The organism is Ignavibacteriota bacterium (genome assembly GCA_019637995.1).
In the GTDB taxonomy this organism is placed as follows: Bacteria; Bacteroidota; Ignavibacteria; order Kapaibacteriales; family UBA2268; genus JANJTB01.
On record JAHBUQ010000001.1, the window covers coordinates 167,136 to 192,593 of the forward strand.

Below are 25,458 nucleotides of genomic sequence, written 5' to 3' on the forward strand. Positions count from 1 at the left end.
TAGAATTTACTCTCCTTATATCCCCACGGGAAACTCGATGTGTTTAATTAAATATACGAGGTTTCTGTGAAAAGCTATTTGTGTTTTTTACTATTTATTTTTCCCGCATTATTGGTTGCGGAAGATGCCGGCAAACGTAAATCTGATTCGCTCAGAATTTACCGAACTCCCAGCATAACGGTCAGCACTTCACGTGCAAATGTCACAAATTCTCCTGTTCCATATTCCGAAATTACTAAATCGGAAATTAAGGAAACTTATACTACTCAGGATTTACCACAAATCCTCAGCCAGCTTCCCTCTATTCTCACATTTTCCGAAAATGGAAATTTTATTGGTTATACCAATATGTCTTTGCGTGGTTTCGACCAAAGGAGAATTGCAGTCATGGTGAACGGAATCCCGCAGAATGACCCCGAAGACCATAATTTCTACTGGATAAACATGTCCGATTTTGCTTCGACACTCGGCAATATTCAGGTTCAGCGAGGAGCAGGTTTATCAAGTTATGGACCCGCTGCAATTGGTGGCAGTATTCTGCTTTCAACTGTCAATTATGCCGAATTTAAAGGTGTGAATATTTCATCAGGAATCGGATTTCAGGAATATGGTGGTCCTAACAGCAGAACCGAGCAAATTTCAAATCGCTATGCAATTGAGTATTCATCAGGCTTAGTTGATAATTATGCATTCTATGCAAAACTTGGACGCATCAATTCATTTGGTTACAGAGAGCAATCCTTTGCAAATCTGAACAGCTACTTCTTCTCGGCGATGAGATTTGACGGTAATCTGACCACTCAGTTAAATATTTTCGGTGGCTCGCAATACGACGGGCTTGCATATAACGGCTTACCAAAAAGCTATGTGAAAGACCCGGAACTTAGACGGACTAATTACAGCTATTTCTCCTACGATAGAGAAGATGGGCAAACTATCAACTGGACTACAACCCGACGTCGTCAGGAAGTCGAAAATTTCTCCCAGCCACAGATGGAGCTTCTCAACGATTGGCAGATTTCGGATAAATTAGCTTTCAAGTCAGCGATATTTCTGAAAATGGGTGATGGTTATTTTGATTATGATGGTACGGGCTGGACTGATGCAAATTCATTTCGACTAACTCCCGAAAATGGATTTATTGATGCTCCTGACCCGCAAAATCCCATTATACGTGCAAATGTAAGCAACAAATATGGTGGCTGGATACCAAGACTTGAATATGTGAATGAGTTCGGGAAAATGATGGTTGGTGCAGAAATCCGAATCCACCGCTCTGAGCACTGGGGAAAAATTAATTTTGCTGAAAATCTGCCAGAAAATTATGACCCTGATTATAAATTTTATTCATATAACGGTGTCAGAAATATTTATTCGGCATTTGCTAGTCAGCAATTTGAATTTACTGACAAATTTACTATATTATTAGAAGGGCAGCTTGTAAATCATCTTTACGCTATTGAAAATGAACGTGCAGGAAAGGTTTTCTCTGAGTATCAGTTGATTGATGGTGGAACGGTTGGAAATGGAGACAGATTGTTTGAAGTAAATTATACTTTTTTAAATCCGCGTGTGGGATTCAATTTCAATATTGATGAAACACAACGTACATATTTTTCAGCGGCACATACATCACGTGAGCCGAGAATGAGAAATCTCTATGCCGCAAGTGATTCATGGGATGGCGCTGTGCCATTATTCCAAAAAGTTAAAATTGACAGCGTTACAAATGCTTACGATTTTAGTAATCCACTTATCAAACCTGAACAAATGCTCAATTTTGAGTTGGGTTGGGCGTATGCAACAGCTAATTATTCATTTAATGTCAATGGATATTGGATGGAATATTTCGATGAACTTGTAAAAAGCGGTCAGCTTGATGTATTTGGAGCGCCGGTTGACGGAAACGCCCCAAAGACACGGCACTACGGAGTTGAATTAATGGGTTCTGCTCGATTCTTTGATGATGAGAAAATTGGCTCTCTGCAACTCTCTGCAAACGGAACTTACAGCAAAAATCTGATTGTTGATTATGGATTTGCTACATATCAAGGAGAATTAGTTCAGCTTGAGGGTAATTCAATAGCAGGATTTCCTGATATGATGGCAAATATGCGCCTGACATATTCTATCGGCGATTTATTCACATCATTGCATTTACGATATGTCGGCGAATTTCGTACAGACAATTTCGGCGATATGCTCGTGAGCGACCCAAGAATAAAAGCACATCTCGGCGGCAGTTACTACGCTGATAATGTAGTTGATGCCTATACAATTTTAAATGCTGATTTTGGATATACATTCCGTAATATTCCCGCAGTAAACAGCCTCAGACTTCATCTGCAAATCAACAACATTACAAATGAACTTTATGCAGCAAGCGGTATCGGCAGAGAGTTTTTCCCGGCAGCCGGTCGCAGCTTCTTTTTAGGATTTGAATTAGGGTTGTAGAATTATTTATTTTATGACAGAGGCTGCAACATTGATATCTGTTATGTTACAGCCTCAACTTTTAAAAAGATGTTTAAAAAAATCTACTCCAACTTCCCTTCTTTATTGCCACGAAATCCATTTAGAAAGTCATTAATCAACATTGCTTTTTTATTCGGAGGTTGAATATGTTTTATACTCAAATCTCCGTAGGCAGTACCAACGATAAATTTTTTCTTTTCAATTGTATAATTTCCGGCATCCAAAAAATTTGTATCAAGTTTCTCTGAACCAAGTATTTTATGCTGCTCACCATTAATAATTGTCCAAGCGGTGGGGTGTGGAGATAATCCCCTAATAAAATTGTAAATTTTTTCTGCCGGTAAATCCCAATTAATTATTGTATTTTCTTTGGTTAATTTGGGTGCCGGACATGCAAGTGATTCATCTTGAATTTGTGGCATAAAATTCCCTTCAAAAAGCATCTTTATTGTACTTATTGATAAATCCGCAGCCATTGGCATTAACATATCGTGAAGTTCTCCTGCTGTCATACTTTCGGTAATTTCGACTTCACTTGTAAGAAGCATTTCACCGGTATCAACTTTGTCTTGCAGAATAAATGATGTAAGTCCTGTGCGAGTTTCTCCATTCATAACTGCATGATTGATTGGTGCTGCACCACGATATTTTGGCAATAAACTTCCATGAATATTAAAAGAAGCAATTTTTGGAATTGAGTACAATTCACGTGGTAAAATTCTAAATGCAATAACAACAATTATATCTGGCGAGATTGATTTAATTCTATCAATAAGGGCTTCATCTTTGAGTTTTTCAGGCTGCATTACTTCTATTCCAAGCTCAAGAGCTTTTTCTTTTACCGGAGAAGGAATTAGTTTAAGTCCTCTGCCTTTTGGTTTGTCAGGTACAGTTACTACTGCCGAAATTCCATATTTTGTATGAATTACCTCCAATGCCGGAACTGCAAATTCGGGAGTTCCCATGAATATTATTTTTGGTTTAGTCATAATTATTTCCTCACACCGGAACTGCCAAAGCCGCCCGAAGAGCGTTCTGTATCGCTCAGGGAATCAACTTTCACCCATTCTACACGTTCGTATCTTGCAACGACAAGCTGAGCAATTCGGTCACCACGTTTGATTGTGAAATCATTCTGTGAGAAATTCGACAGAATTACACCGATTTCTCCACGGTAGTCGCTATCTATTGTTCCCGGTGCGTTCAGAGCAAAAATCCCGCTTTTAAGAGCAAGTCCGCTTCGGGAACGAACCTGACATTCAAATCCGGTTGGAAGCTCAATTGCAAGTGATGTTGGAACTAATACTGTCCCACCTGATTTGATTTCAATATCATTTTCGATTGCTGCATAAACATCCATACCGGCAGAGCCCTCTGTCATGTATGAAGGAAGCGGTAAATCATCGAATTTACTATCTAATCTTGTTATTTTTACACTAACTGACATAATCTTCTTTTTTAATATTTTGAATTATCTGAATATTTAATAAAACATAATTTTATGAAATTTATTTTTAATTTTATTAAGATATCTAATATGGAGACTTTCAAAAAGCGAAACTTCGCATTTAATCGTTTCTAAAATTTTTCTAATATGAAAAGATATTCAATTTGAAAAAGTATATTTTTTTTTCGATATTAATTACTTTATTTTTAATTTTTGTTGTATTTTTAAAATATGGCAGGTCTTACTATATGCCGGTTTATCAGAAAGTTAAGGGAATGGAAACTGTAGAATCAATCCTCGATAAACTTGAAGGCGATGTCTTTAGTAGACTTAAATTAAATTTGCAGAATGCCGGTTTCTCCGAATTCCCGAAAGAATTGCTTATAATTGCATTTAAGAAGGAACGTCTGCTGGAAGTTTATGGTTTCAATAATTCGAAACCTAAACTGATAAAAAAATATCCATTTTTAGGATATAGCGGCAAACTTGGACCCAAGATTAAAGAAGGTGATAAACAAATTCCTGAAGGTATCTACAAAATTGAGTATCTAAATCCTAACAGTTCATATTATTTGTCATTAAAAATTAATTATCCGAATGAATTTGATGTATCCAAGTCTCAATTTGATGATATCAAGAATATGGGTGGAGATATTTTTATTCATGGCAAATCTCATACAATAGGTTGTATTCCGGTTGGAGACGATGCGATTGAGGAGATTTTTGTTATGGTTCAAAAAGCATTTGATAAAGATGTAAAAGTAATTATCAGCCCTCAGGATTTAAGAACAAATAAGATTTATCCTGATATTCGTTCAATTGATTGGGAATCAGAATTATATGATAAAATTAAAACTGAACTTAATTTGTATTTTAACAATTAGTAAGTCAAAAAAATAGACATTTTATAATCAAATAATTGGGATAATAGTGCTAAAAAAAGTTGAAAATATAACAGATTATGAAAAATATTTTGCTCTCTCCAGACCTGAGATGCTTGAATACCTGCCTGATGTCGCAGAGAGAATTCTTGAAGTCGGTTGCGGTGAGGGATATTTTGGCAATGCTGTAAAAAGTAATTTTGATTGCGATTATTGGGGTGTTGAGCCATTTCCAGAAGCCGCTGAAAAGGCAAAAGGCAAGCTTGATAAAGTATTTAATTCCGGTTTTGATGAGGCTTACAGCCATTTACCAAAAGATTATTTTAATTGTGTAATTTTTAATGATGTACTCGAGCATATCGCCAATCCATTTGATACACTCGAAAAATTGCATAGAATTTTACCGAAAGGTGCTAAAATTGTAAGCTCAATCCCAAATGTCAGATATGCTCTGAATCTCTATGAACTCTTGTTTAAAAGAGATTGGGAATACAAGCATGAAGGGGGGATTCTTGATTTCACTCATCTGCGATTTTTTACAAAAAAAAGCATACATCGTATGTTTGAAAATTCAGGTTACAGAATATTAAGAATAAATGGTATAAATCCGATTCCAAATTATAAATTTATACCATTCAATATAATGACTTTAGGTTTATTCAGTGATAGCAAGTATCTGCAATATGCTGTAGTTGCCGAGAAAAAATAGAAAATCTGTTAATTAGATTCAACCTTATCCGAATCTTCTCAAATTATATGTAATGGTAAGCATAAAATATCTTTGCAGAACTTGTGTTCTCAAATCTTCGAGATAAATTTCCGTAACATTACGTGTAATGCTGTTATTCTGACCTAAAATGTCATAGACGCTGAGCCTCAGCTCTGCGGCATTGTTTTCAAGGAATTTGAAGCCAATTGAAGCATTCCAAAGTATAAATTCCTGATCAAATTCTTGCTCTAAGCCTTTATACAGGTTATGAAATAACTCTGTATTCAGAACTAATTTACCCCATAAAATCCAATTTACACTTCCATTTGCAACATGAATGAAATAATTGTTGTTCTGTTCCGGAAGTAAGCTATTTTCGACGATTGTATAATTACCACTGTATGATAGTGTAAAGTCAAAGTTTTGGCTGATATTGCTTGATAAAACTACGCCACTGTTTATTGAAAAATTGTTTGCTTCATTGAGCCTGTCGTTAATCAATCCGGGAGTTTTTGAATAAACTACTCCACTTCGAATATTGAAATTGCTTTTTAAAAAAGGTACAGGTCTTCCAAATGCTGCGAAAAGACGTCCGTTTACATATCCGTCAAGATTTACAGGTCTTGAAAGCTGAGAACCCGCGAAAAGAGGTATATTATCAATTACGGTATCTCGCCTCGCAGTTAAAAGTGAATTTGCTATGTAATCATTTGTAAATCTGAGCATACCAAATGCAAAAAGAAATGAAGACGACCTGAAATCAGATGTACCGAATCGTGTCATTATTGTATGTGTATAATTTTGTTTCAAATCCTGATTTCCGGCTCTTAGAAGCACAGGATTACTATTATCCACAACATTTTGAAGCTGTGATAAAGATGGCGCACTTGTGGAAGTTCTGTAGTTAAATCTGATATTTGTAGTTTTTGATAAATTATGCTGAATTCTTAAATTTGGCAAAAAGTCACCAAAAGTGAAATTCGTTTCAGCATCAAAAGGAAAAACCTGCCTGCCCTGTAAATCTGCTGCCTGATAGTCCATCCCAAGCGTGATATTGGTTTTATCCTTATTATACATCATACTTAAGCCACCTCGTTGCTGAAAATAGATATTTTCAAAATTGTTTGTAAGCATTGTATCCAGAAATCTAAAGTTTTCCTCGCCGGGCTGCAAATTGTAAACTTCTTTGTCGGAGTTACTTACAGTATATGAGGGGTTGTATGAAAATTGCAGTAATGTGAATTCTGTAATAGGCTCTGTATAGTTAAGCTCTGAATTCAATCTGTAACCATCACCCAAAATATCTCCATCCTGATTAAACTCAAACTGATTTACTGCCGTAACATCAAAAATTGTGTTATTTGATAATAAGTATGTATTCCCTGAATTTTTGTTGACGTTATTCGAAAGTTGCATCGAAAATGTTCTGCCTTTTTTAGCAAATTTATACCTGTACAGCAAAGAGTTATCAATTGAAAAAGCTTGAAGGTCTGATTGATAGTCATTTTCAGTGCGATTAACATCAACTGAATTAAACGATGTTATACCATCCACATTACTGTTATAATCATTAGCCTGGAAATTTATTCTTGGTGTGAACAATATTGAATGAGATGAGTCAATTTGGTAATCAAATCTGGCGTTAAGTCTATGATTGAAATTATCAGTAAATGCAGCATTCGTTTCATTGTACATTTGCTCTGCATCAGGGTCAACAAAGAAATTTCTGGCTACTAAGCTTACATTATCATTATTACTTAAATTGAAAAAATAACTCCCAGTAAATGTCATTCCTTCAGACCATCTGTCAGAATAATTCAATCCGATTGAGTTTGTGGTCGAAATACCGTTTTGCTGACCTGTCAAAAAGTCAGCAGCAGAGCCCATACCACGTGCTGAGCCTCCTCCTCTTCCAGGTCCGCGTGCCCCTGCAAAACTTGGCCTGTTTGGAGCTGAAGCGCCTGTAGCACTAAGGACGTCTGAAACTGCAAAGTTTTGTTGATTTATATTATTAGTTAATCCGATAACAGAGAGTCGCATATCACCTTGGAAATAATTGACATTGCCACCACCCCAATATCTGTCGTCAGTACCATATCCCGCATAAAGTTTACCGAAATTGCCTCTGCCTTTGTCAGACTTTGTAATAATATTTAAGGTTTTTTGAGAATTGCCATCATCGAATCCGGTAAACTGCGCCTGATCGCTTGCCTGGTCAAAAACTTGGATTTTATCTATAATTTCAGCTGGCAGGCTTTTAATTGCAACTGTTGGGTCGTCACCAAAAAATTCTTTGCCGTCAATTAGTACTTTTCGAATATTTTCGCCCTGAGCCTGGACTGTACCGTCACGCTCAACAGTTACTCCCGGCATTTTCTTGAGTAAGTCTTCTGTCGTTGCATCCGGATTAACTTTAAAGGCATCGGCATTATATATTGTAGTATCCTCACGTTGCTCTTGACGAACGATTTCACCTTCAACAGTAATTTCACCAAGTCTGACATCACCGGGCTTTAGTTTTAGTGTACCAATATCATTATTATCAGGACTTAAATTTATGCTTTTAATATATCTTTCAAACCCTACAAATGAAACTTCGACTCTGTGTTCGCCACGTCTCAGACCGTCAATTGAAAATTTTCCGTCACGATCAGTAATGGCACCCTTTTTACTTGTTGAATCCCGAAGCCAAACCGCTTGCACAGAAGCACCTCTTAAGGCTTTTCCGGCATCATCAGTGACTTTGCCTCTTAGTGACAATCCTCCGCCTCCGCCTTCTCTGCCTGACTGAGCATTTAGAATGATACTGCTGTTGAATAAAAATATTAAGACTGTTATTAATTTTATATTAACTATAAATGACTTTTTCATGGAAATATTTTTAATTTGTAATGCAAAACTATAATTAGACACCGGAAATCGTAAAAAAGTTTATTCTAATTTAAAAATCATTCTCAGAATTAATTGCGAGAGTGGAGCTTGCTCCATTGTCGAGAAGCTTGTGAAGATGTAACTATGTTAAATGTTATTGTGTTGAATGTGAAAAAGAGTTAGTTGTGCCACAATTTTGAAGTGTGGTACAACTTTTTTTTAATTAATCCGCGATTCTGACGGAAATTGGTATTGTAGAGAAATTTGTGAAAATTTAATCACTATATAATTTTGAAAACTCCCACAAAAATAATTCTATCAAATAAATTATATTTATTAACGTAAATCTAATGATTATGAACATAGAAGAAAAAATTAAATATTGGTCTGAACTCGCTGACGATGACTTAATTACAGCCGAGATTATTCTTAATTCAAAAAGGTATCTTCATTTCGGCTTTCTATGTCATTTGATAGCTGAGAGGTATATCAAAGCATACTATTGGAAAAATCTTTTAGCAGAACCGCCTTATACACATAATTTGCTTGTACTTTCATCGAAATCCGGTTTAAATGAAGTCATCCCTGAAAATTTTAAACAATTATTGTTTAAGTTAATGCCGCTGAATATTCAAGCCAGATACCCAACAAGCAAGGATAAGATTTATCAGTTACTTACTTATGATTATTGCACATTATTATTATCTGAAATTAAGGAATTTAGTGTATGGATAAAGAACTTCTTGACAAGTTAAGATTACTTAAATCCGAAGCATCGAAGTATTTTGATTTTCAGCAGGTATTTCTTTTTGGCTCTTATGCAAAAGCTGAAAATAATAAATCAAGTGATATTGATGTAGCGTTTATTGTTGATGATATTAGCGATGATTTTTGGAATTTATCCGCAAAATTATTTGAAATTGTGGATAAGATTGACAACAGAATAGAACCATTGATATTATCAAAATTTTCAGATAATAGTGGCTTCACTGAAAATGTGATAAAAAATGGTATTCTTATAAATTAGATTCAGTGTTAATAATTTACAAACCGGACTATATATTATACAAATAACTCACTTAGGTCAGGTATTAAAAACAGATAAAATTATAATTGTGAAGTAAAATACTATGAAAAAGTATATAATTCTAATATTCTTTTTGGCATATCCTTTGTTTAGCCAAAACATTTGGGAAATGACAAGCGATGCCAAGGCAGTTCCTAAAAAGTTAGAATGTCCGGACAGTAATAATTGTTTTATTACAGTACAATTTGGTGAAAACTGGACAAATTATCAAGCTATTTATAAATCTGAAGACCAAGGTAAAAACTGGTATTTATTAAGTAAATTTGAGAATAATTTATACAGTTCAGATATGAGCTGTCCAGACAGTTCAAGTATATTCTTATCTTATAATTATACTGATACGATATTAAAATCAACAAATTCAGGACAGGATTTTGAGTTAATTAATCTAAATTTAAGAAGTAGGATAGGTATTGAATATGTTTCGATGTATAATAAAGATGTTGGGGTACTAACAAATACTTTCATACTTATTACTAAAGACGGATGGGAGTCATTTAAGGAATTTAGATTGGATACTTCTTATGGTAAAATTATGTCATATAGAAATCCTGTTATGCTGAATGACTCAATTCTATTTGTTACAACCGGAACAAATAATAAGATACATGTTTTAAAATTAAATATAAATTCTATTGAATATGAATTAAATAAAGTTAATGATTTTTCATTTTCCAATTCAAATCTTTTCAATGTAAACGATAATCTACTTTTTATTAGTGGAAAAAGTAATACAATAAGTGGTGGTTCAGGACATGATGCGATATATAAAAGCACGGACGGAGGCAAGAACTGGCGTCGTGTACTTGATTTGTATAATGACAGAAAATTTAACGATACCCTAAGAAATCCATTTGGTTTGCAGCAAATTGCATTTAAAGACAGTCTGACAGGAATAGCAGTAGGTCAGTTCGGTACGATTGTTTATACTTACGATGGTGGCGAGTCATGGATTTATGAAAGTGTAAACCCACCAGGAATAAGAACCCCAGCAACCATGATGGTACGATATGCCGGTACGGTACCAATAATAGCAACTTTTTTTGGACATTTATTCCGCATGGTAGAAGATAATTTAGCACCCGCACCTGAAGATACTCTAATTATAAGCGGCAGAGTTTGGGAAGGAGACAAAGGTCAGCCGAATATACCAGTAGTCATAGGGTATCGTGTTACAATGACCGATGCAGATGGTTATTATAAATTTACCCGCCTTAAACAAGGTTCATACACAGTAAAAGCAATGAACAAATATTTTGATGGTCCTAATGAAATGTATTACTACAAACCATTTGATTATGCGCCTTTGCAATACGAAATAGACCTTTCAAGTGATACAAGTGGATTTGATTTTAATGCAACTGACTTACGCACATACCATACTATAAGCGGCTATGTAGTTGATACAGACGGCAAAGGTATGGCAGATATTGATGTCAGATTTGCCCGGTCAGTACTAACCCCTGACGGTTTAGGTCTTGCAGACACAACAACAAAAACCGACATATCAGGCAAATTTGAATTCCTGAATATAGAATCTTATAAAACCTGGGACATCACCCCTGTAGATGATAATTTCAAGTTTTCACCATTAAAGCATACAGTCCGGCTTATAAGTAACGATTCAACCGATTTGAAATTTACGGGTACACCAACTACCAGCGTTTGGGAGAGTTGTAAGGATAGTCGAATTGTAGTAAGCCCCAACCCCGCAAGTGATTTTATTACAATTTCTATCCCTGAAATCAACCATAGGGTTAACCCTATGGTTGATAAAGTGCAGATATTCGATATGCTTGGATTAGAGGTTTTATCTGTAGGGATAGGGCTTGACCTGTCCACACAGAAAATTGATGTATCTCACCTGCCGACGGGAGTGTATTTCATCCGTATTGGCAATAAGGTTGAGAAGTTTGTGAAGATGTAACTATGTTGAATGTTATTGAGTTGAAAGTTAAAAAGAGTTATCAGTTGTTATTTGAGCAGGATTTCAATGTCAGGAAAGGTATTAATGACCTGATTCTTAATCTAAATGAATTTAAAACAGGTATGTATCTGATTCGTTATTCATCAGGTGGTTCATATCAGAGTGTTGATAAATTAATTATTGTTAAATAAACAAGTTTTATTGAAATGAAAAGATTATTATATATAATCATTTTAATTACTCTTCCCATGTATTCTCAGAATAAATGGGAAATGACACGGAATGTCAATTCAGTTCCTAAAAAGTTAGAATGTCCCGACAGTAATAACTGTTTTGTTACTGTACAATTTGGTGAAAACTGGACAAATTATCAAGCTATTTATAAATCTGAAGACCAGGGTAATAGTTGGTATTTATTAAGTAAATTTGAGAATAATTTATATAGTTCAGACATGAGCTGTCCGGATAGTTCAAGTATATTCTTAACTTTTAAATATACTGATACGATATTAAAATCAACCAATTCAGGTCAGGAATTTGACATAATAAATACAGCTCTCGGCAATAATGAATATATATCAATGTATAATCATCAAATTGGCGTTGCTACAGATGACCGTGTCAAAATCACCAAAGACGGTTGGGAAACTTATAAAACCTTTCGTCTTGATACATCTTTCGGTAAATTGTTGTCATATAGAAATCCCGTAATGGTGAATGACTCAATTCTATATGTAACGGTAGGCAAAGGAGGTGTAAATATATTGCAACTCAATATCAATACATTAGAGTATTCATTATATAAGGTTGATGTGAATTCATTTTACTCAGGCAATCTTTGCAAGGTTACTGAAAAATTATTTTTCATTTGCGGTTGGAGTAATGATATTGCAGGAGGTTCTTGTAGAGATGCGATATATAAAAGCACGGACGGAGGCAAGCACTGGCGAAGAGTATTGGATTTGTATTCAGATGACCCAAAATTCAATAGTCGAATGAGCCCATTCGGTTTACAAAGTATCGCATTTAAGGATAGTCTGATAGGAATAGCAGTAGGTCAGTTCGGCAAAATTGTATATACTTATGATGGTGGCGAGTCATGGACTTATGAAAAACCTGATATGGATACACCGGCAACCATGATGGTACGATATGCCGGCTCGGTACCAATTATAGCAACATTTTTTGGACATTTATTCCGCATGGTAGAAGATAATTTAGCACCTGGTATTGAGGACATATATACAATAAGCGGTAGAGTTTGGGAAGGAGATAAAGGTCAGCCCAATATACCTATTTTTCTTGGTTATCGTGTAACAATGACAGATGCTGATGGTTACTATAAATTTACCCGTCTAAAAAAAGGTTCATACACAGTTAAAGCAATGAACAAATATCATGATAATCCTTTATCAAAATTTTACTACAAACCTTTTGACTATACACCTTTGCAGTATGATATAGAGCTTACCCACGATACGAGTGGTTTCGATTTTAATGCAACTGATTTACGCACATACCATACTATAAGCGGCTATGTAGTTGATACAGACGGCAAAGGTATGGCAGATATTGATGTCAGATTTGCCCGGTCAGTACTAACCCCTGACGGTTTAGGTCTTGCAGACACAACAACAAAAACCGACATATCAGGCAAATTTGAATTCCTGAATATAGAATCTTATAAAACCTGGGACATCACCCCTGTAGATGATAATTTCAAGTTTTCACCATTAAAGCATACAGTCCGGCTTATAAGTAACGATTCAACCGATTTGAAATTTACGGGTACACCAACTACCAGCGTTTGGGAGAGTTGTAAGGATAGTCGAATTGTAGTAAGCCCCAACCCCGCAAGTGATTTTATTACAATTTCTATCCCTGAAATCAACCATAGGGTTAACCCTATGGTTGATAAAGTGCAAATATTCGATATGCTTGGATTAGAGGTTTTATCTGTAGGGATAGGGCTTGACCTGTCCACACAGAAAATTGATGTTTCTCATCTCCCCGCAGGCGTGTATTTCATCCGTATTGGCAATATGGTAGAGAAGTTTGTGAAGATGTAATTCTGATACAATCATCTGGTATTTAAAATAAAATAAAAATTATCCTAACTTAGCCAAGATTTTACTATGTTAAGAATTAATTAATAATTAATTAATTACATTATTTAATAAAATACTTGAAGTATTGCAGCGTGTCATTTTTTTTTCAAACAAATTTGAATTTATGAAATGAAATATTTTTTGATACTCATAGCTTTAATTGTATTTAATCAACCCTTTATTTTTGCAGATGAATTAACTGCAAAGGGTTTTGTTTTCGAAGATTTGAACGGAAACGGGAAGAAAGATTCCCAAGAAAAAGGAATATCAGATGTTTCTGTATCTAATGGACTAATTGTTGTTCAAACAAATGCAGATGGATATTATGAAATACCAATTAAACGCGGAGATATAATATTTGTAATTAAGCCGGCTGAATATTCTTATCCTGTAAATAGTCTGAATTTCCCACAATTCCACTATATATACAAACCTGATGGCTCACCTGATTTAAAGTATCCCGGCACGAAACCAACCGGAAAGCTACCTAAATCAATTAATTTCCCGCTTTCAAAGATTAAATATTCCGATGAATTCAGTATTGCAGTATTTTCAGACCCGCAACTTTTCAATAAAAAGCAATCTGAGTATTATTCTTCGGATATTGTTCAGGATTTTGTAAAAAGTGTCTTTAACTGCGATTTTGGAGTTACTCTCGGCGATATGGTTAATGATAAGCTCGAGCTACTTGAATATCTGAATAATGAAACAGCTAAGGCAGGAATTCCCTGGTTCCATGTTGCAGGTAATCATGATTTGAATTTTGATGTTGAGAATCCCTCAAATGCAACAGAAACATTCGAAAGTATCTATGGACCCGCAAATTATGCGTTCAACCATGGCAAAGTTCATTTTATAGTTTTAAATGATGTCATTTATCCCAATAATTTTACAAGTCATAAATATATAGGTGGCTTGAGAGAAGAGCAATTACAATTTCTAATAAATAATCTCAAATTTGTTCCAAAGGATAAACTGATTGTACTTATGATGCACATTCCGATTTATAACGAGAGTGAATGGGGAGAAACTTTCCTTCAAAATAGTCGCAATATTCTCTTTAATATTTTAAGTGATTATGACTTTACTTTGTCTCTTTCAGGTCATACTCACACACAGCGTCATTATTTCTTTACTGATAAAGAAGGATGGCTGAATTCAAATCATCATCATCATTATACAGTCGGTACAGCATCAGGAGACTGGTGGTCAGGCAGTTCTAATCTGAAAGGTACTCCTGAATCAATTATGAGAGATGGAACACCTAATGGATATAATATTATTAAATTTGAGGGTAATAAATACTTTTATGAATACAAATCTGCATCTTATCCAAATGATTACAGAATAAGAATTCACGCACCCTCAAAAGTAAAAGCCAATATTTATAATGGTGGAGATATTTATGTTAATTTCTTTCAAGGTTGCGAAAAAGATACAGTTGAATATCAAATCAATAATGGTGAGTGGATTAATATGAGATATTCAATCGAATTTGACCCATACATTTGCAATATACGCAGCCAGTGGGACAGCCCGCAAATTCCGGATGGAGACCGTCCATCAGCACCGGCAAATTCAAGACACATCTGGAAAGCAAGACTATCTACCAAGCTGCCTGTTGGAGTGCATGCAATTAATGTTCGGGTCAGAGATTGGCTTGGAAGAGTTTATACACAAAATAGAAAATTTGAAGTAATTGAGAAATAATTGTGTATCAGAATACTTGAACTAAATATTTTTTTTGAATTTGTATTGTTTTTACCGGTTTATTCGTCATTATAATTTTAAAAACTAATATGGATAAACCGGTTTATGAATAAATATTTTAAATTTTCAGTTGCTATTCTGACAATTGCAATAATTGCTTTTAGCTGGCAGTCTTGTGCAGTATTAAAGGATGTAACTAATACACTTGCCGATATCGGAAAGTTGAAATTTAAACTGGACAATGTTTCTAATATGTCTGTTTCAGGAATTGACTTTTCCAATAAAAAAACTTTCAGCGATGTTACAACAAGTGATGTACTAAAGCTAACAAGTGCTTTTGCAACTAAAAAATTCCCTGCAAGATTCAATCTTAATGTTTTAGCTCAAAATCCAAACGACGGTACTGCCGGCACTAAAAAGACAAATGCAATAATTCAATCGCTTGACTATAGATTAATTATCGATGATGTCAGTACTATTACTGGTGATATCAGCGGTGAAATTACTGTACCCGGTTCAGGGCAGGCAACTATGATACCCCTTGGAATGGAACTTGATTTATACAAGTTTTTTGGTAATCGCGGTTACGAAAGTATTGTTAACCTTGCTCTTGCTATAGGTGGCTTAAACGGATCTCCAGCAAAAATTAAACTTGATGTTAAGCCCACAGTCAGAACTGCTATTGGTCCAATGACATATCCGGGCAGACTTACAGTAGTTGACCAGGAATGGAGATAATCTTTAAACCGTTTTACTAACAATTCAATCCCTTTATAAATGAAAAAATTAAAAGTTGCGTTTCTATGGCATCAGCATCAGCCTTATTACAAGTTGGGTGAAGAGTTCATTTTGCCTTGGGTTCTTCTTCACGGCACAAAAGATTATTTTGATATTCCGGAGGTGCTGTATGAATTTCCCAATATTAAACAGACTTTTAATTTTGCGCCTTCGCTAAGTCTCCAAATAGATGAATATATTACAGGTAATACTAAAGATAATGTTCAAAGATTGACAGCAATTGATAGTGAATCTCTCAATATTGATGAAAAAAAAGAAATAATTGAATATTTCTTTCACGCCAATTATGAAAACATGATCTCTCCATACCCAAGATACAAAGAATTATTCGATTGGTCAAGAAATAAGGATTATGCGGTACATAATTTCTCAGCTCAGGATTGGCTTGATTTGCAGGTATGGTATAATCTAACATGGTTTGGATATTTTTCATCCAAGTCAGGATTAGTCAGGCAATTATTTGAAAAGGGGAGAGGTTTTACAGAAATTGAGAAAAAATCTTTGCAAAATGAGCAAAATGATATTCTAAAAAAAATTAATTATCAATATCGTAAATTATACGAGCTTGGACAGATAGAATTATCTTGCTCTCCAATGTATCATCCGATTTTACCACTTTTGATTAATTCTGATGCGGCCCATGAATCCAGACCAAATCAGCCACTTCCCACTCCGATTTTCAATTTTCCGGAAGATGCTTCACTTCAAATGAAACTCGGACTTGAATATTTCAAACAAACCTTTGATTATTATCCAAACGGAGTTTGGCCCTCGGAGGGTTCGGTTTCTGATGATGTGCTGGAGCTTATGATTGAAAACAATGTCAAATGGATTGCCACAGATGAAAAAGTACTTGAAAACTCAATCAAAGATGGACATTATTTACCGACAGAGAAATTTTTTCCAAGAAAGTATGTGATGAAAAATGGTGAAATAACAGTATATTTTCGTGATCATTTTTTATCTGACCGAATTGGATTTGAATATTCAAAATGGAATGAATTTGATGCCGCAAATGATTTTATGCATCATTTGAGAAGTATCAGAAGTGAAATTATCAAAAATCACGGGGAAGTTGCTCTTGATTCAGCATGTGTATCTGTTATACTCGATGGTGAAAATTGCTGGGAGTATTACAAGGATAACGGAATACCATTTTTGAGGTCTCTTTTTGGTCTTTTGACACATTCAGATGTGATTGAAACTGTTAAATTTTCGGATATAATCGAAGGTGGCAATTTTCTGAATCCGCTGAGTCATATTTTTGCTGGCTCATGGATAAATTCAAACTTCGATATATGGATAGGTCACAAAGATGATATCAAAGCATGGGATTTACTGAGTAAAGCAAGACATGAATTAAGGAGAAATTCAGACAGACTGAATCCTGTTCAATACGAAAGAGCACTTCATTCACTCTTGATTGCTGAGGGTTCCGATTGGTTCTGGTGGTATGGACCCGAGCATCAAACCGTAAATAAACCTGACTTTGATAAGCTTTTCAGGCACTATATCGGGGAAGCATATAGGGCAATGAATCTTCAAGTTCCCGAGGATGTCCTCATGCCTGTCGAATTGATTGAAGAAAGAGATGCAGAAATGACGCCCAAGTTGCAAATAAACAAGGTTTGCATTAATGATTTAAACCTTGAACTTGACAAAGCTGGTTATATTCCTTTTAATACTGAACTAAGTGCAATGCACAGAATTGGTGATTTTCTTGATTCGATAAATTACGGTAATGACAACAATTATATATATATCAAATTAAATTCTAATAATATTTTGCCTGAAAACTATCAAATTAAACTGATATTTCCACCTCAGAATAAGGAAATATTCATTTCAGAAAATAATTTTTCATCCGAAATTAGAAAATGTGGTATTGTCAGAAATTCAGATTTTATTATTATTATAATTCCTATATCAGAATTTAGTCATAATACGAACTTATTGATTGAAACCAATACAAGCAATGTACATAATCAATATCCAAAAAATCAAACGTTCAATCTAACCATAATCAAAGAATCCAAATAGCGTATGAATAGAAAACTTTTCTTTGGAATAACACTAGCAGCAATTTTCTGGTTTATTATGTTTTCGATAAGTCTTGATTTTACCAAGCTGGTACATTATAATTATTTTTGGTATGCAATGACTTTCTCGACACTAACACTGACTGCATATTCACTTGTAATTCAAAAAGGAAAACTGAAAGAATTATTCGAATTTAAATGGAAATATATCTGGATTGGAATAATACATGCAATATTGCTTTATTTGCTATCCAGATTCGGGATGTGGCTTCTTGTTTATATGTTTGACTGGGCTGCTCCTCAGATTGAGGCAATTTATCAAACAAGGAATCAAGCAAGTCCATACTTTATCGGAGCACTTCTTTTTTTCTTAATTGCACCCGCCGAAGAAATATTTTGGAGAGGATATGTGCAGGATAGTTTTTTGATTAAATTCGGCAAAAGAAATGGAACAATGATTGCAATTTTTCTATATTCTTTTGTACATATCTGGGCTTTGAATCCATTGCTTTTACTGGCTGCTTTAGTGCTTGGAATACACTGGAGCATAATGTATACTAAATTTGGAACTCTTACTCCCGGAATAGTATCACATGCTGTATGGGATTGTTTGATTTTTGTTATTTTTCCGGTAAACATATAATTTTGTAAATATTTGCATATTTTAGTTTTTTTTAATTATATTTGTATATGAAAATTTTGTAAATTTACAATCAATATATTTTATTTGTTTTTTATTTTCATTATGTTTAGCTAAATAAAAAGAGCAATTGATGAACGAAAAAGAATTGGACGAAATCAGACAAAAAGCTTTGGAAATACTTCGCACAAAAAGTGTAAATCTTAAGCATGAAGATATATCATTAAACTCTATTATTGAAGAGTTAAGCGTATATAAAATCGAATTAGAACTTCAGAACGAACAACTCATGGTCGCAAATGAGCAACTCTACAAAGAACAGCAAAGATTTAAAAACTTATTTGACAATTCGCCTGTTGGAAATTTAATCATAGATTCCGATTACAACATCATTGAAGTTAGTCGTAATGCTGCTAAGATTCTGGAGGGATTCAGAGAACAATTGGTTGGCAAGGACATCAGATATTTCATAAAAAAAAACTATCAGGATGCTTTTTACTTAAAAATTAATTCCTTGAGTAACACAACTAATGCTGATCTCGAACTTACAATGATTGGCCTTTATGGTAAATTAGTTGATGTGAATCTAAACATAATGGAACATCCTGATGAAAAGGAAAAAAGTACTTTTTGGGTATCAATTAATGATATCAGCGATAAATTACATACTGAAAAGAAACTCCAGGAAAGTAATTCCTTGTACGAATCACTTGTTGATACGATAGAATTAGGGATATATCGCGTTGATACTAACTCAATAGTTACATTTAGCAATAAATATTTTGCAAATCATTTCAATAAGTCAAAAGAAGAATTAATTGGCAAGCATGTAAGCGAATTATTTTCACCAGGGCTTGCTTGGAATAACGAAATGAACAACGAGCTTTGCATAAGACTCAATCAGTCAATTTCAATAATTGAAGAGCATACTTATGAAAATTGCTATCATGAAGGTTCGATTGAGGTTTTAAGAACTCCTTTAAAAGATAAAGATGGAAGCGTTATCGGTGTTCAGATTGTTCAATGGGATATTGCAGATCGCCTCAAAGCAGAGGAATTACTAAAGAATAATGAGTATAAATTCCGTAAACTTGTGGAAGACAGCGTTGATTTATTCTTTATACTTGATAATAAACTAAATCCTGTCTATGTTAGTTCGAATGTTCATAATTTATTGGGTTATTCAAGTGCTGAGATTATTTCAAAAGGACTTAAGCCCCTTGTATATAAATCTGACAGACTTGTATTAGTTGAGATTTCAAATCAACTTTATGATAATGAAACGTTAACAAAATATTACAATCTAAGACTAATTAACAAAAGTAACGAAATCAGGTGGTTTGAATTTGCTGTTACTAATTTATTTAGTGATAAAATCATTTCAGGAGTTATTGTAAATTTAAGAGATGTTACTGATAGAATTGAGTATATAAATGCTATAAGGGAAGCAGAACTTCGTTACAGGCAGTTGTTTGATTTTTTACCTGATGGAATAGTTGTTATTGACCCTGAAACTCAAACTTCTGTTGAGTTCAATGATGCAGCTTACAGCAGCTTAGGGTATACAAAAGAAGAATTTGAAAAATTGTCAATCAATGATTATGATGCAATCGAGAGCCCTGAAGAAACTAAACGAAGAATTGATTCGATAATTAAAAATGGCTTCGATGAATTTGAAACAGTGCACAGACGTAAAGATGGCAGCCATAGACCTACTTATGTAAAAGTTAACACCGTTGAGTTAACAGGTAAGTCTTACATTTTGACACTTTTTCATGATTTGACAGATTTCAAAGAATCATTGAAAGAAAAAGATAATACAGATATTAAGTTTCGTCACTTAATAGAAAATGCATTTGACGGCATTTATCTCTTGCGGGGACGCAATTATTACTATGCTAATCAGAGTTTTTGTGATATCACAGGTTATACATTTGATGAAATAACATCAAAAGAGTTTGATTTTACCAGATTGTTTACACCTGCGAGCAGAAATATATTCGAGGATAGATTTAGAAAAAGACATTCAGGTGAAGAAGTTGCGAATAAATTTGAAGTACAGTTAATATCAAAAGATGGAACTCCCAAATTCATAGAAATATCATCAGAAAGTCTTACAATCAATGGCGAAATTAATATCATAGGAATCGTAAGAGATATTAGTCAGAGAAAATCATTTGAAAAAGAATTGATTAAAGCTAAAGATTTGGCAGAAAAATCAGCAGATATCGCAAATACAATACTCAATAATCTTGGTCATGAACTACGCACACCTCTCAATGGTATTCTTGGGTTTTCGAGAATACTCAGAATGGAATTAACTGATGAAGACCAGATTGAAATGCTGCATATGATTGAACTTTCAGGGGAACGCTTAAAAAGAACTCTAAGCGCTTTGCTTGTTCTAACTGAGCTTGATTCACTGAAGTATGACCTTATTTTTGAATTATGCCGGCTAAATACTTTCATATCAATGTATGACAAATCTGCAATTGATATGGTTCAGGAAAAGGAACTTGATTTTAGACTTGAAATCGCGGATGAAATACTTGAGTTTGAAACCGATGAGTATTTATTGCATCAAGCCATCTATGAGCTTTTGGAAAATTCTTATAAATTCTCAGACATCGGAACTATAGTTTTGGGTGTTTCAAAAGAAATTATTGATGGGCAGGATAAAGTAAAAATTTATATTAAAGATAACGGAATCGGTATTCCTGAAGATAAAATCAACGTAGTTTTTGAACCATTCCGCCAAGGGAGTGAAGGAATACAGCGCCGCCATGAGGGAATTGGACTTGGTTTGACAATTGTGATGAAAATCGTCAAAAAGCTAAAAGGCGATATCAGAATTGAAAGTGAAGTCAATAAAGGAACTACAGTAAGTTTGTATTTTGATGCTTATAAGCAATAATGTTTTACAATATGCAATAATTATAAAATTATGGTTTATGAAACAAAGCGAATTTTTAACCAAAATTAAGACAATTTCCGGTGCTACTAATGCCGAGCTAATTATAGTTTCTATAGTGCTTGGAGGCTTTTTAATGGGGTTGATAATTCAAAGTTTTCAGATTGATGCTGAAAGTGCAAAAGTAAATCCTGAAGTATTTCGAATATTAGATTCTTTAGCCGAGCAATCCCGTCAAAAATATGTAGGCACAGATGAAATGAATAATCCTGCAATTTTTCAAGAAAATGCAAGTGATTCGTTAATTATTGAAACTACAGCTAATTCAAGGAATACTATTTCTGATTCCAAAGCAACTAAAGCCGATAAATTAAAAGGCATGAAAATTAATTTAAATTCAGCATCAAAAGCTGAACTTATGAAACTTCCGAATGTAGGTGAGAAAACTGCTATTGCAATAATCGAATACAGAAACCGAAAACCCTTTAATCATCCCTCAGAATTAAAAAATATTAAAGGAATTGGAGATAAGAAATACGATACAATGAAAGATTTCATTGAAGTTAAGTAAAATTTGATTAATTTTATATTTTTAATTTGAACAAAAAGTAAAATTATTTTTTGAAATGAGGAAATCATGATTAGAACAACAAGATTTACAGAAATCCATAAAAGCCTTAGTGCAAAAATGGTCGAATTTGCCGGATTTATTATGCCTATTCAGTATTCTGCAGGCATCATAGCCGAGCATAATTGTGTAAGAGAAAAAGTCGGTGTTTTTGATGTATCACACATGGGTGAATTTGAAGTCAGCGGTGAAGACGCATTGGCATTTGTGCAGAAGATTACAACAAACGATGCTTCAAAACTTACAATTGGTCAGGTTCAGTATTCAGCTATGTGTTATGAAAACGGTTGTATTGTTGACGATTTGTTGGTTTACAGAACAGGTGAAGATTCGTATATGCTTGTGGTAAATGGAGCAAATGAAGAAAAAGATTGGAATTGGTGTAGCAAAAATGCAGAAAATATGTCACTTGAGCTTAAAAATGCTTCTGATGAATTAAATTTACTTGCAGTTCAGGGACCTGCATCAAGAGATACTCTTGTAAAGCTCACTGTTGAAGATATTAGTGAAGATGCGCTAAAGTATTATAGCTTTAAGCCCGGTAAGTTAGCCGGATATGATATGATTATTTCCAGAACCGGATACACAGGCGAGCTTGGTTATGAACTTTACTTCAAAGGTGATGATGCCGTTGCAAAAGATGTTTGGGATAAGCTATTTTCTGCGGGTGAAGAATTCGGAATTCAACCGGTTGGACTTGGCTGCCGCGATACTCTAAGATTAGAAAAAGGGTATTGTTTATATGGAAATGATATTGACGAAACAACTAATCCAATCGAAGCCGGATTGGGCTGGATTACCAAACTTGCAAAAGGTGCATTTAATGGAAGTGAGGTAATTGCCAAAGTGAAAGAAGATAAACCCTCAAGAAATCTTGTTGGTTTCGTTGTTGCTGCTGATAAATTCATTGCACGTTCCGGTTACAAAATATTTTCAGGTGATAATGAAATAGGAAAAGTAACAAGCGGTAATCTTTCACCAACTCTAAATAAGGCGATTGGAATGGGGTATGTATCGAAAGAATTCAAAACTCCGGGAACCATCATTGAAATTGAAGCCAGAGGAAAAAAATTCTCAGCTGAAGTTATCAAATTACCTTTTGTTGTTTAAACTAATGCAGCCCCCTGGCTTCTTTTCTGAAAATGGGGGCTGTTTGAATACTTCTGTTTTTTCTGAATTATCATTATAATTTAATACTGTTTCATGACTTTACTACGGTTTAACTCAGTTCAAAACATTATAGATTTTTATGGGAATTAAAAAAAAAATATTACTCATAGATAATAACGATTCGTTTACATATAACTTAGTACAGGCTTTCGAAGAGAATGGAGCCGAAGTGGTTGTTATTCCTGTTCGTGAATCACCAAATTGCAATGTATTCAAATTTGACGGGATAGTTCTATCTCCTGGTCCCGGACTTCCTTATGAATATCCTGAAATGAACGTAATTATTGATAATTGTTTTAGAAATATTCCACTATTGGGGGTTTGTCTTGGTTTTCAGACAATTGCAATACACTTTGGAGCTGAGATTTACAGATTGGATAAAATCAGACATGGAATCAGTAGCACCTTAAAATATTCTCTTGGGACTCTTTATGATAATATTTCATCGCAGGTTAATGTCGGCAGATACCACTCATGGGCAATAAGAAAGTTGCCGGAAGACTTCACCGTTACTGCAATTTCCGACGATGATGTCATTATGTCTTACTCAAGCAAGGATAATTTAATAAATGCTGTTCAGTATCATCCAGAATCAATTATTACTGAATTTGGCTATTGGATTTTGGGAAATTGGCTGAAAAGTTTTTAAAATATAAGAAAAAATTTCATATTTTTAAATAATCATTTTTACACTTCTATTAATATCCGTAAATTTGTACTTTATAAAAATAACAAATCAAATAAACATATAATGCTATATTATTTCGGTTTATGGCTTCGTGATTTATTCGACCCTCCGGGATTCGGATTATTCCAGTATATTACATTTCGTGCGGCTCTTGCAGCAATCACTGCTTTAATTATCAGTTTTGTTTTTGGTCCTTTAATTATCAAAAGACTTAAAAGAAATCAAATTGGTGAGCAGGCAAAAAGTGAGCTCCAAATGGTAGGCAACCATTCTCTAAAAGCCGGAACTCCAACCATGGGAGGTCTTATTGTGCTTACTGCAGTTCTGTTGCCAACACTTTTTTGGGCAGATATTACCAATATGTTCATAATTTTGATATTCATTACAACTGCTTGGCTCGGTGCTGTAGGATTTCTTGATGATTATCTTAAAGTAGTAAAAAAATATCCTAACGGGCTTATTGGTCGCTACAAAATTATAGGACAAGTACTGATAGGACTCATTCTTGGTGGTACCATTTACTTTTTCCCCGAAGCATTTTCACCGGACTTTCTTAAATTCAATACATCAACAACCGTACCCTTTGAAAAAAATCTTATGTTTGACTTCGGAATATTTTATATTCCGGCTGTGATATTCATACTTACTGCTACCTCAAATGCCGTAAATCTGACAGATGGTATCGATGGTCTGGCTATCGGTACCGTTGGTATAGCAACGCTTGCTCTTGCCGTAATTGCGTATTTTTCCGGTAATGCAAATTTCTCAGAATATCTCAATATTACTTACATTCGCAATTCAGGTGAGCTGACAGTCTTTGCAGCGGCACTTGTTGGTGCAGCACTTGGCTTTCTTTGGTATAATTCCTATCCTGCACAAGTCTTTATGGGAGATACAGGTTCTCTGGCTTTGGGTGGTGCAATCGGTGGGCTGGCAATACTTATTAAAAAAGAATTTATTCTGCCGATTTTGGGTGGTATATTTTTTGCTGAAACTCTGTCAGTCATAATTCAGGTTTCATATTTTAAATACACTAAGAAAAAATACGGAGAAGGTCGTCGCTTATTCAAAATGGCACCACTTCATCACCATTTCGAGAAAAGTGGCTGGCATGAATCTAAAATCGTTACACGTTTCTATATCATTGCCGTGCTTATGGCTATAATTGCAATGACTACTTTCAAAGTAAGATAGAATTCGATAGTTCTTTTATGGTGTCTGGTTTGTTCCTCGAAATGTATTGCTGATTAATCAGAAATAGTAAGTTTCAATATATTGAATTTATAGCATTATTATATTGTTAAACTTAAGTATCAGAGTTGTTCGGATTAGCAATTAAAATGTTAGAGCAATATTACTAATTTTCTAA

Annotated in this window: 20 protein-coding genes; 17 read left to right on the forward strand and 3 right to left on the reverse strand. The window is 34.3% G+C overall.

Features of this window, described 5'->3' with window-relative positions:
• The first annotated feature begins 66 nt into the window (after positions 1–66).
• Positions 67–2,454, forward strand: coding sequence for a TonB-dependent receptor (locus KF896_00630; GenBank protein MBX3042199.1), 2,388 nt, complete (start codon positions 67–69; stop codon positions 2,452–2,454).
• Between the two features lie 83 nt (positions 2,455–2,537).
• Here the strand turns inward: KF896_00630 and fmt are convergent, their stop codons facing one another.
• On the reverse strand, positions 2,538–3,464 hold the full coding sequence (gene fmt / locus KF896_00635) for a methionyl-tRNA formyltransferase (GenBank protein MBX3042200.1): 927 nt from the start codon (positions 3,462–3,464) through the stop codon (positions 2,538–2,540).
• A gap of 2 nt (positions 3,465–3,466) precedes the next feature.
• Positions 3,467–3,922: a dUTP diphosphatase gene (gene dut / locus KF896_00640; protein ID MBX3042201.1), complete on the reverse strand. Its 456-nt coding sequence runs from the start codon at positions 3,920–3,922 to the stop codon at positions 3,467–3,469.
• Between the two features lie 164 nt (positions 3,923–4,086).
• Here dut and KF896_00645 point away from each other — a divergent pair, with 164 nt between their 5' ends.
• Positions 4,087–4,806 carry a L,D-transpeptidase family protein gene (locus KF896_00645; protein MBX3042202.1) on the forward strand — a complete coding sequence of 240 codons (720 nt, stop codon included), beginning with the start codon at positions 4,087–4,089 and terminating at the stop codon, positions 4,804–4,806.
• A gap of 46 nt (positions 4,807–4,852) precedes the next feature.
• Positions 4,853–5,512: a class I SAM-dependent methyltransferase gene (locus tag KF896_00650; GenBank protein ID MBX3042203.1), complete on the forward strand. Its 660-nt coding sequence runs from the start codon at positions 4,853–4,855 to the stop codon at positions 5,510–5,512.
• A gap of 24 nt (positions 5,513–5,536) precedes the next feature.
• On the opposite strand, the gene KF896_00655 is transcribed toward KF896_00650, so the two are convergent.
• Positions 5,537–8,383, reverse strand: a complete 2,847-nt coding sequence (locus KF896_00655) for a TonB-dependent receptor (GenBank protein MBX3042204.1) — start codon at positions 8,381–8,383, stop codon at positions 5,537–5,539.
• Between the two features lie 356 nt (positions 8,384–8,739).
• Here KF896_00655 and KF896_00660 point away from each other — a divergent pair, with 356 nt between their 5' ends.
• The 14 genes from KF896_00660 (at position 8,740) to mraY (ending at position 25,283) form a co-directional block, all read left to right on the forward strand.
• The gene (locus tag KF896_00660; GenBank protein ID MBX3042205.1) at positions 8,740–9,138 is read left to right on the forward strand and encodes a HEPN domain-containing protein; all 399 of its coding nucleotides are present in this window, start codon (positions 8,740–8,742) and stop codon (positions 9,136–9,138) included.
• Positions 9,111–9,410, forward strand: a complete 300-nt coding sequence (locus tag KF896_00665; GenBank protein ID MBX3042206.1) for a nucleotidyltransferase domain-containing protein — start codon at positions 9,111–9,113, stop codon at positions 9,408–9,410. Before KF896_00660 ends, KF896_00665 begins: the two co-directional genes overlap by 28 nt.
• Before the next feature lie 103 nt (positions 9,411–9,513).
• On the forward strand, positions 9,514–11,397 hold the full coding sequence (locus KF896_00670; GenBank protein ID MBX3042207.1) for a T9SS type A sorting domain-containing protein: 1,884 nt from the start codon (positions 9,514–9,516) through the stop codon (positions 11,395–11,397).
• Between the two features lie 2 nt (positions 11,398–11,399).
• A complete protein-coding gene (locus KF896_00675; GenBank protein MBX3042208.1) occupies positions 11,400–11,588 on the forward strand; it encodes a hypothetical protein in 189 nt (62 codons plus the stop codon).
• A 15-nt stretch (positions 11,589–11,603) separates the two neighbouring features.
• Positions 11,604–13,466, forward strand: a complete 1,863-nt coding sequence (locus KF896_00680) for a T9SS type A sorting domain-containing protein (protein MBX3042209.1) — start codon at positions 11,604–11,606, stop codon at positions 13,464–13,466.
• 168 nt (positions 13,467–13,634) lie between these two features.
• Complete coding sequence (locus tag KF896_00685) at positions 13,635–15,215, forward strand: calcineurin-like phosphoesterase family protein (protein MBX3042210.1); 1,581 nt, start codon at positions 13,635–13,637, stop codon at positions 15,213–15,215.
• Positions 15,216–15,320: 105 nt separating this feature from the next.
• Positions 15,321–15,953, forward strand: a complete 633-nt coding sequence (locus KF896_00690) for a hypothetical protein (GenBank protein ID MBX3042211.1) — start codon at positions 15,321–15,323, stop codon at positions 15,951–15,953.
• Positions 15,954–15,992: 39 nt separating this feature from the next.
• On the forward strand, positions 15,993–18,053 hold the full coding sequence (locus KF896_00695; protein ID MBX3042212.1) for a hypothetical protein: 2,061 nt from the start codon (positions 15,993–15,995) through the stop codon (positions 18,051–18,053).
• A gap of 3 nt (positions 18,054–18,056) precedes the next feature.
• Positions 18,057–18,695, forward strand: a complete 639-nt coding sequence (locus KF896_00700) for a CPBP family intramembrane metalloprotease (GenBank protein ID MBX3042213.1) — start codon at positions 18,057–18,059, stop codon at positions 18,693–18,695.
• Between the two features lie 130 nt (positions 18,696–18,825).
• Positions 18,826–21,606: a PAS domain-containing sensor histidine kinase gene (locus tag KF896_00705; GenBank protein MBX3042214.1), complete on the forward strand. Its 2,781-nt coding sequence runs from the start codon at positions 18,826–18,828 to the stop codon at positions 21,604–21,606.
• Positions 21,607–21,982: 376 nt separating this feature from the next.
• Positions 21,983–22,174: a helix-hairpin-helix domain-containing protein gene (locus KF896_00710; protein MBX3042215.1), complete on the forward strand. Its 192-nt coding sequence runs from the start codon at positions 21,983–21,985 to the stop codon at positions 22,172–22,174.
• Between the two features lie 66 nt (positions 22,175–22,240).
• Entirely contained in the window at positions 22,241–23,341 is a 1,101-nt protein-coding gene (gene gcvT / locus KF896_00715; protein MBX3042216.1) for a glycine cleavage system aminomethyltransferase GcvT, read from the forward strand.
• Between the two features lie 139 nt (positions 23,342–23,480).
• Positions 23,481–24,050, forward strand: a complete 570-nt coding sequence (locus tag KF896_00720; GenBank protein MBX3042217.1) for an aminodeoxychorismate/anthranilate synthase component II — start codon at positions 23,481–23,483, stop codon at positions 24,048–24,050.
• A 102-nt stretch (positions 24,051–24,152) separates the two neighbouring features.
• Complete coding sequence (gene mraY / locus KF896_00725; protein ID MBX3042218.1) at positions 24,153–25,283, forward strand: phospho-N-acetylmuramoyl-pentapeptide-transferase; 1,131 nt, start codon at positions 24,153–24,155, stop codon at positions 25,281–25,283.
• Positions 25,284–25,458: the final 175 nt, after the last annotated feature.

Excerpts from the sequence above, each read along its gene's own strand:
- KF896_00695 (MBX3042212.1), top strand. The coding sequence starts at position 15,993 with ATGAAAAAATTAAAAGTTGCGTTTCTATGGCATCAGCATCAGCCTTAT.
- gcvT (MBX3042216.1), top strand. The coding sequence starts at position 22,241 with ATGATTAGAACAACAAGATTTACAGAAATCCATAAAAGCCTTAGTGCA.
- KF896_00655 (MBX3042204.1), bottom strand. The coding sequence starts at position 8,383 with ATGAAAAAGTCATTTATAGTTAATATAAAATTAATAACAGTCTTAATA.
- KF896_00700 (MBX3042213.1), top strand. The coding sequence starts at position 18,057 with ATGAATAGAAAACTTTTCTTTGGAATAACACTAGCAGCAATTTTCTGG.
- fmt (MBX3042200.1), bottom strand. The coding sequence starts at position 3,464 with ATGACTAAACCAAAAATAATATTCATGGGAACTCCCGAATTTGCAGTT.
- mraY (MBX3042218.1), top strand. The coding sequence starts at position 24,153 with ATGCTATATTATTTCGGTTTATGGCTTCGTGATTTATTCGACCCTCCG.
- KF896_00690 (MBX3042211.1), top strand. The coding sequence starts at position 15,321 with ATGAATAAATATTTTAAATTTTCAGTTGCTATTCTGACAATTGCAATA.
- KF896_00665 (MBX3042206.1), top strand. The coding sequence starts at position 9,111 with ATGGATAAAGAACTTCTTGACAAGTTAAGATTACTTAAATCCGAAGCA.
- KF896_00705 (MBX3042214.1), top strand. The coding sequence starts at position 18,826 with ATGAACGAAAAAGAATTGGACGAAATCAGACAAAAAGCTTTGGAAATA.
- KF896_00710 (MBX3042215.1), top strand. The coding sequence starts at position 21,983 with ATGAAAATTAATTTAAATTCAGCATCAAAAGCTGAACTTATGAAACTT.
- KF896_00670 (MBX3042207.1), top strand. The coding sequence starts at position 9,514 with ATGAAAAAGTATATAATTCTAATATTCTTTTTGGCATATCCTTTGTTT.
- KF896_00675 (MBX3042208.1), top strand. The coding sequence starts at position 11,400 with ATGTTGAATGTTATTGAGTTGAAAGTTAAAAAGAGTTATCAGTTGTTA.
- KF896_00660 (MBX3042205.1), top strand. The coding sequence starts at position 8,740 with ATGAACATAGAAGAAAAAATTAAATATTGGTCTGAACTCGCTGACGAT.
- KF896_00720 (MBX3042217.1), top strand. The coding sequence starts at position 23,481 with ATGGGAATTAAAAAAAAAATATTACTCATAGATAATAACGATTCGTTT.
- dut (MBX3042201.1), bottom strand. The coding sequence starts at position 3,922 with ATGTCAGTTAGTGTAAAAATAACAAGATTAGATAGTAAATTCGATGAT.
- KF896_00685 (MBX3042210.1), top strand. The coding sequence starts at position 13,635 with ATGAAATATTTTTTGATACTCATAGCTTTAATTGTATTTAATCAACCC.
- KF896_00680 (MBX3042209.1), top strand. The coding sequence starts at position 11,604 with ATGAAAAGATTATTATATATAATCATTTTAATTACTCTTCCCATGTAT.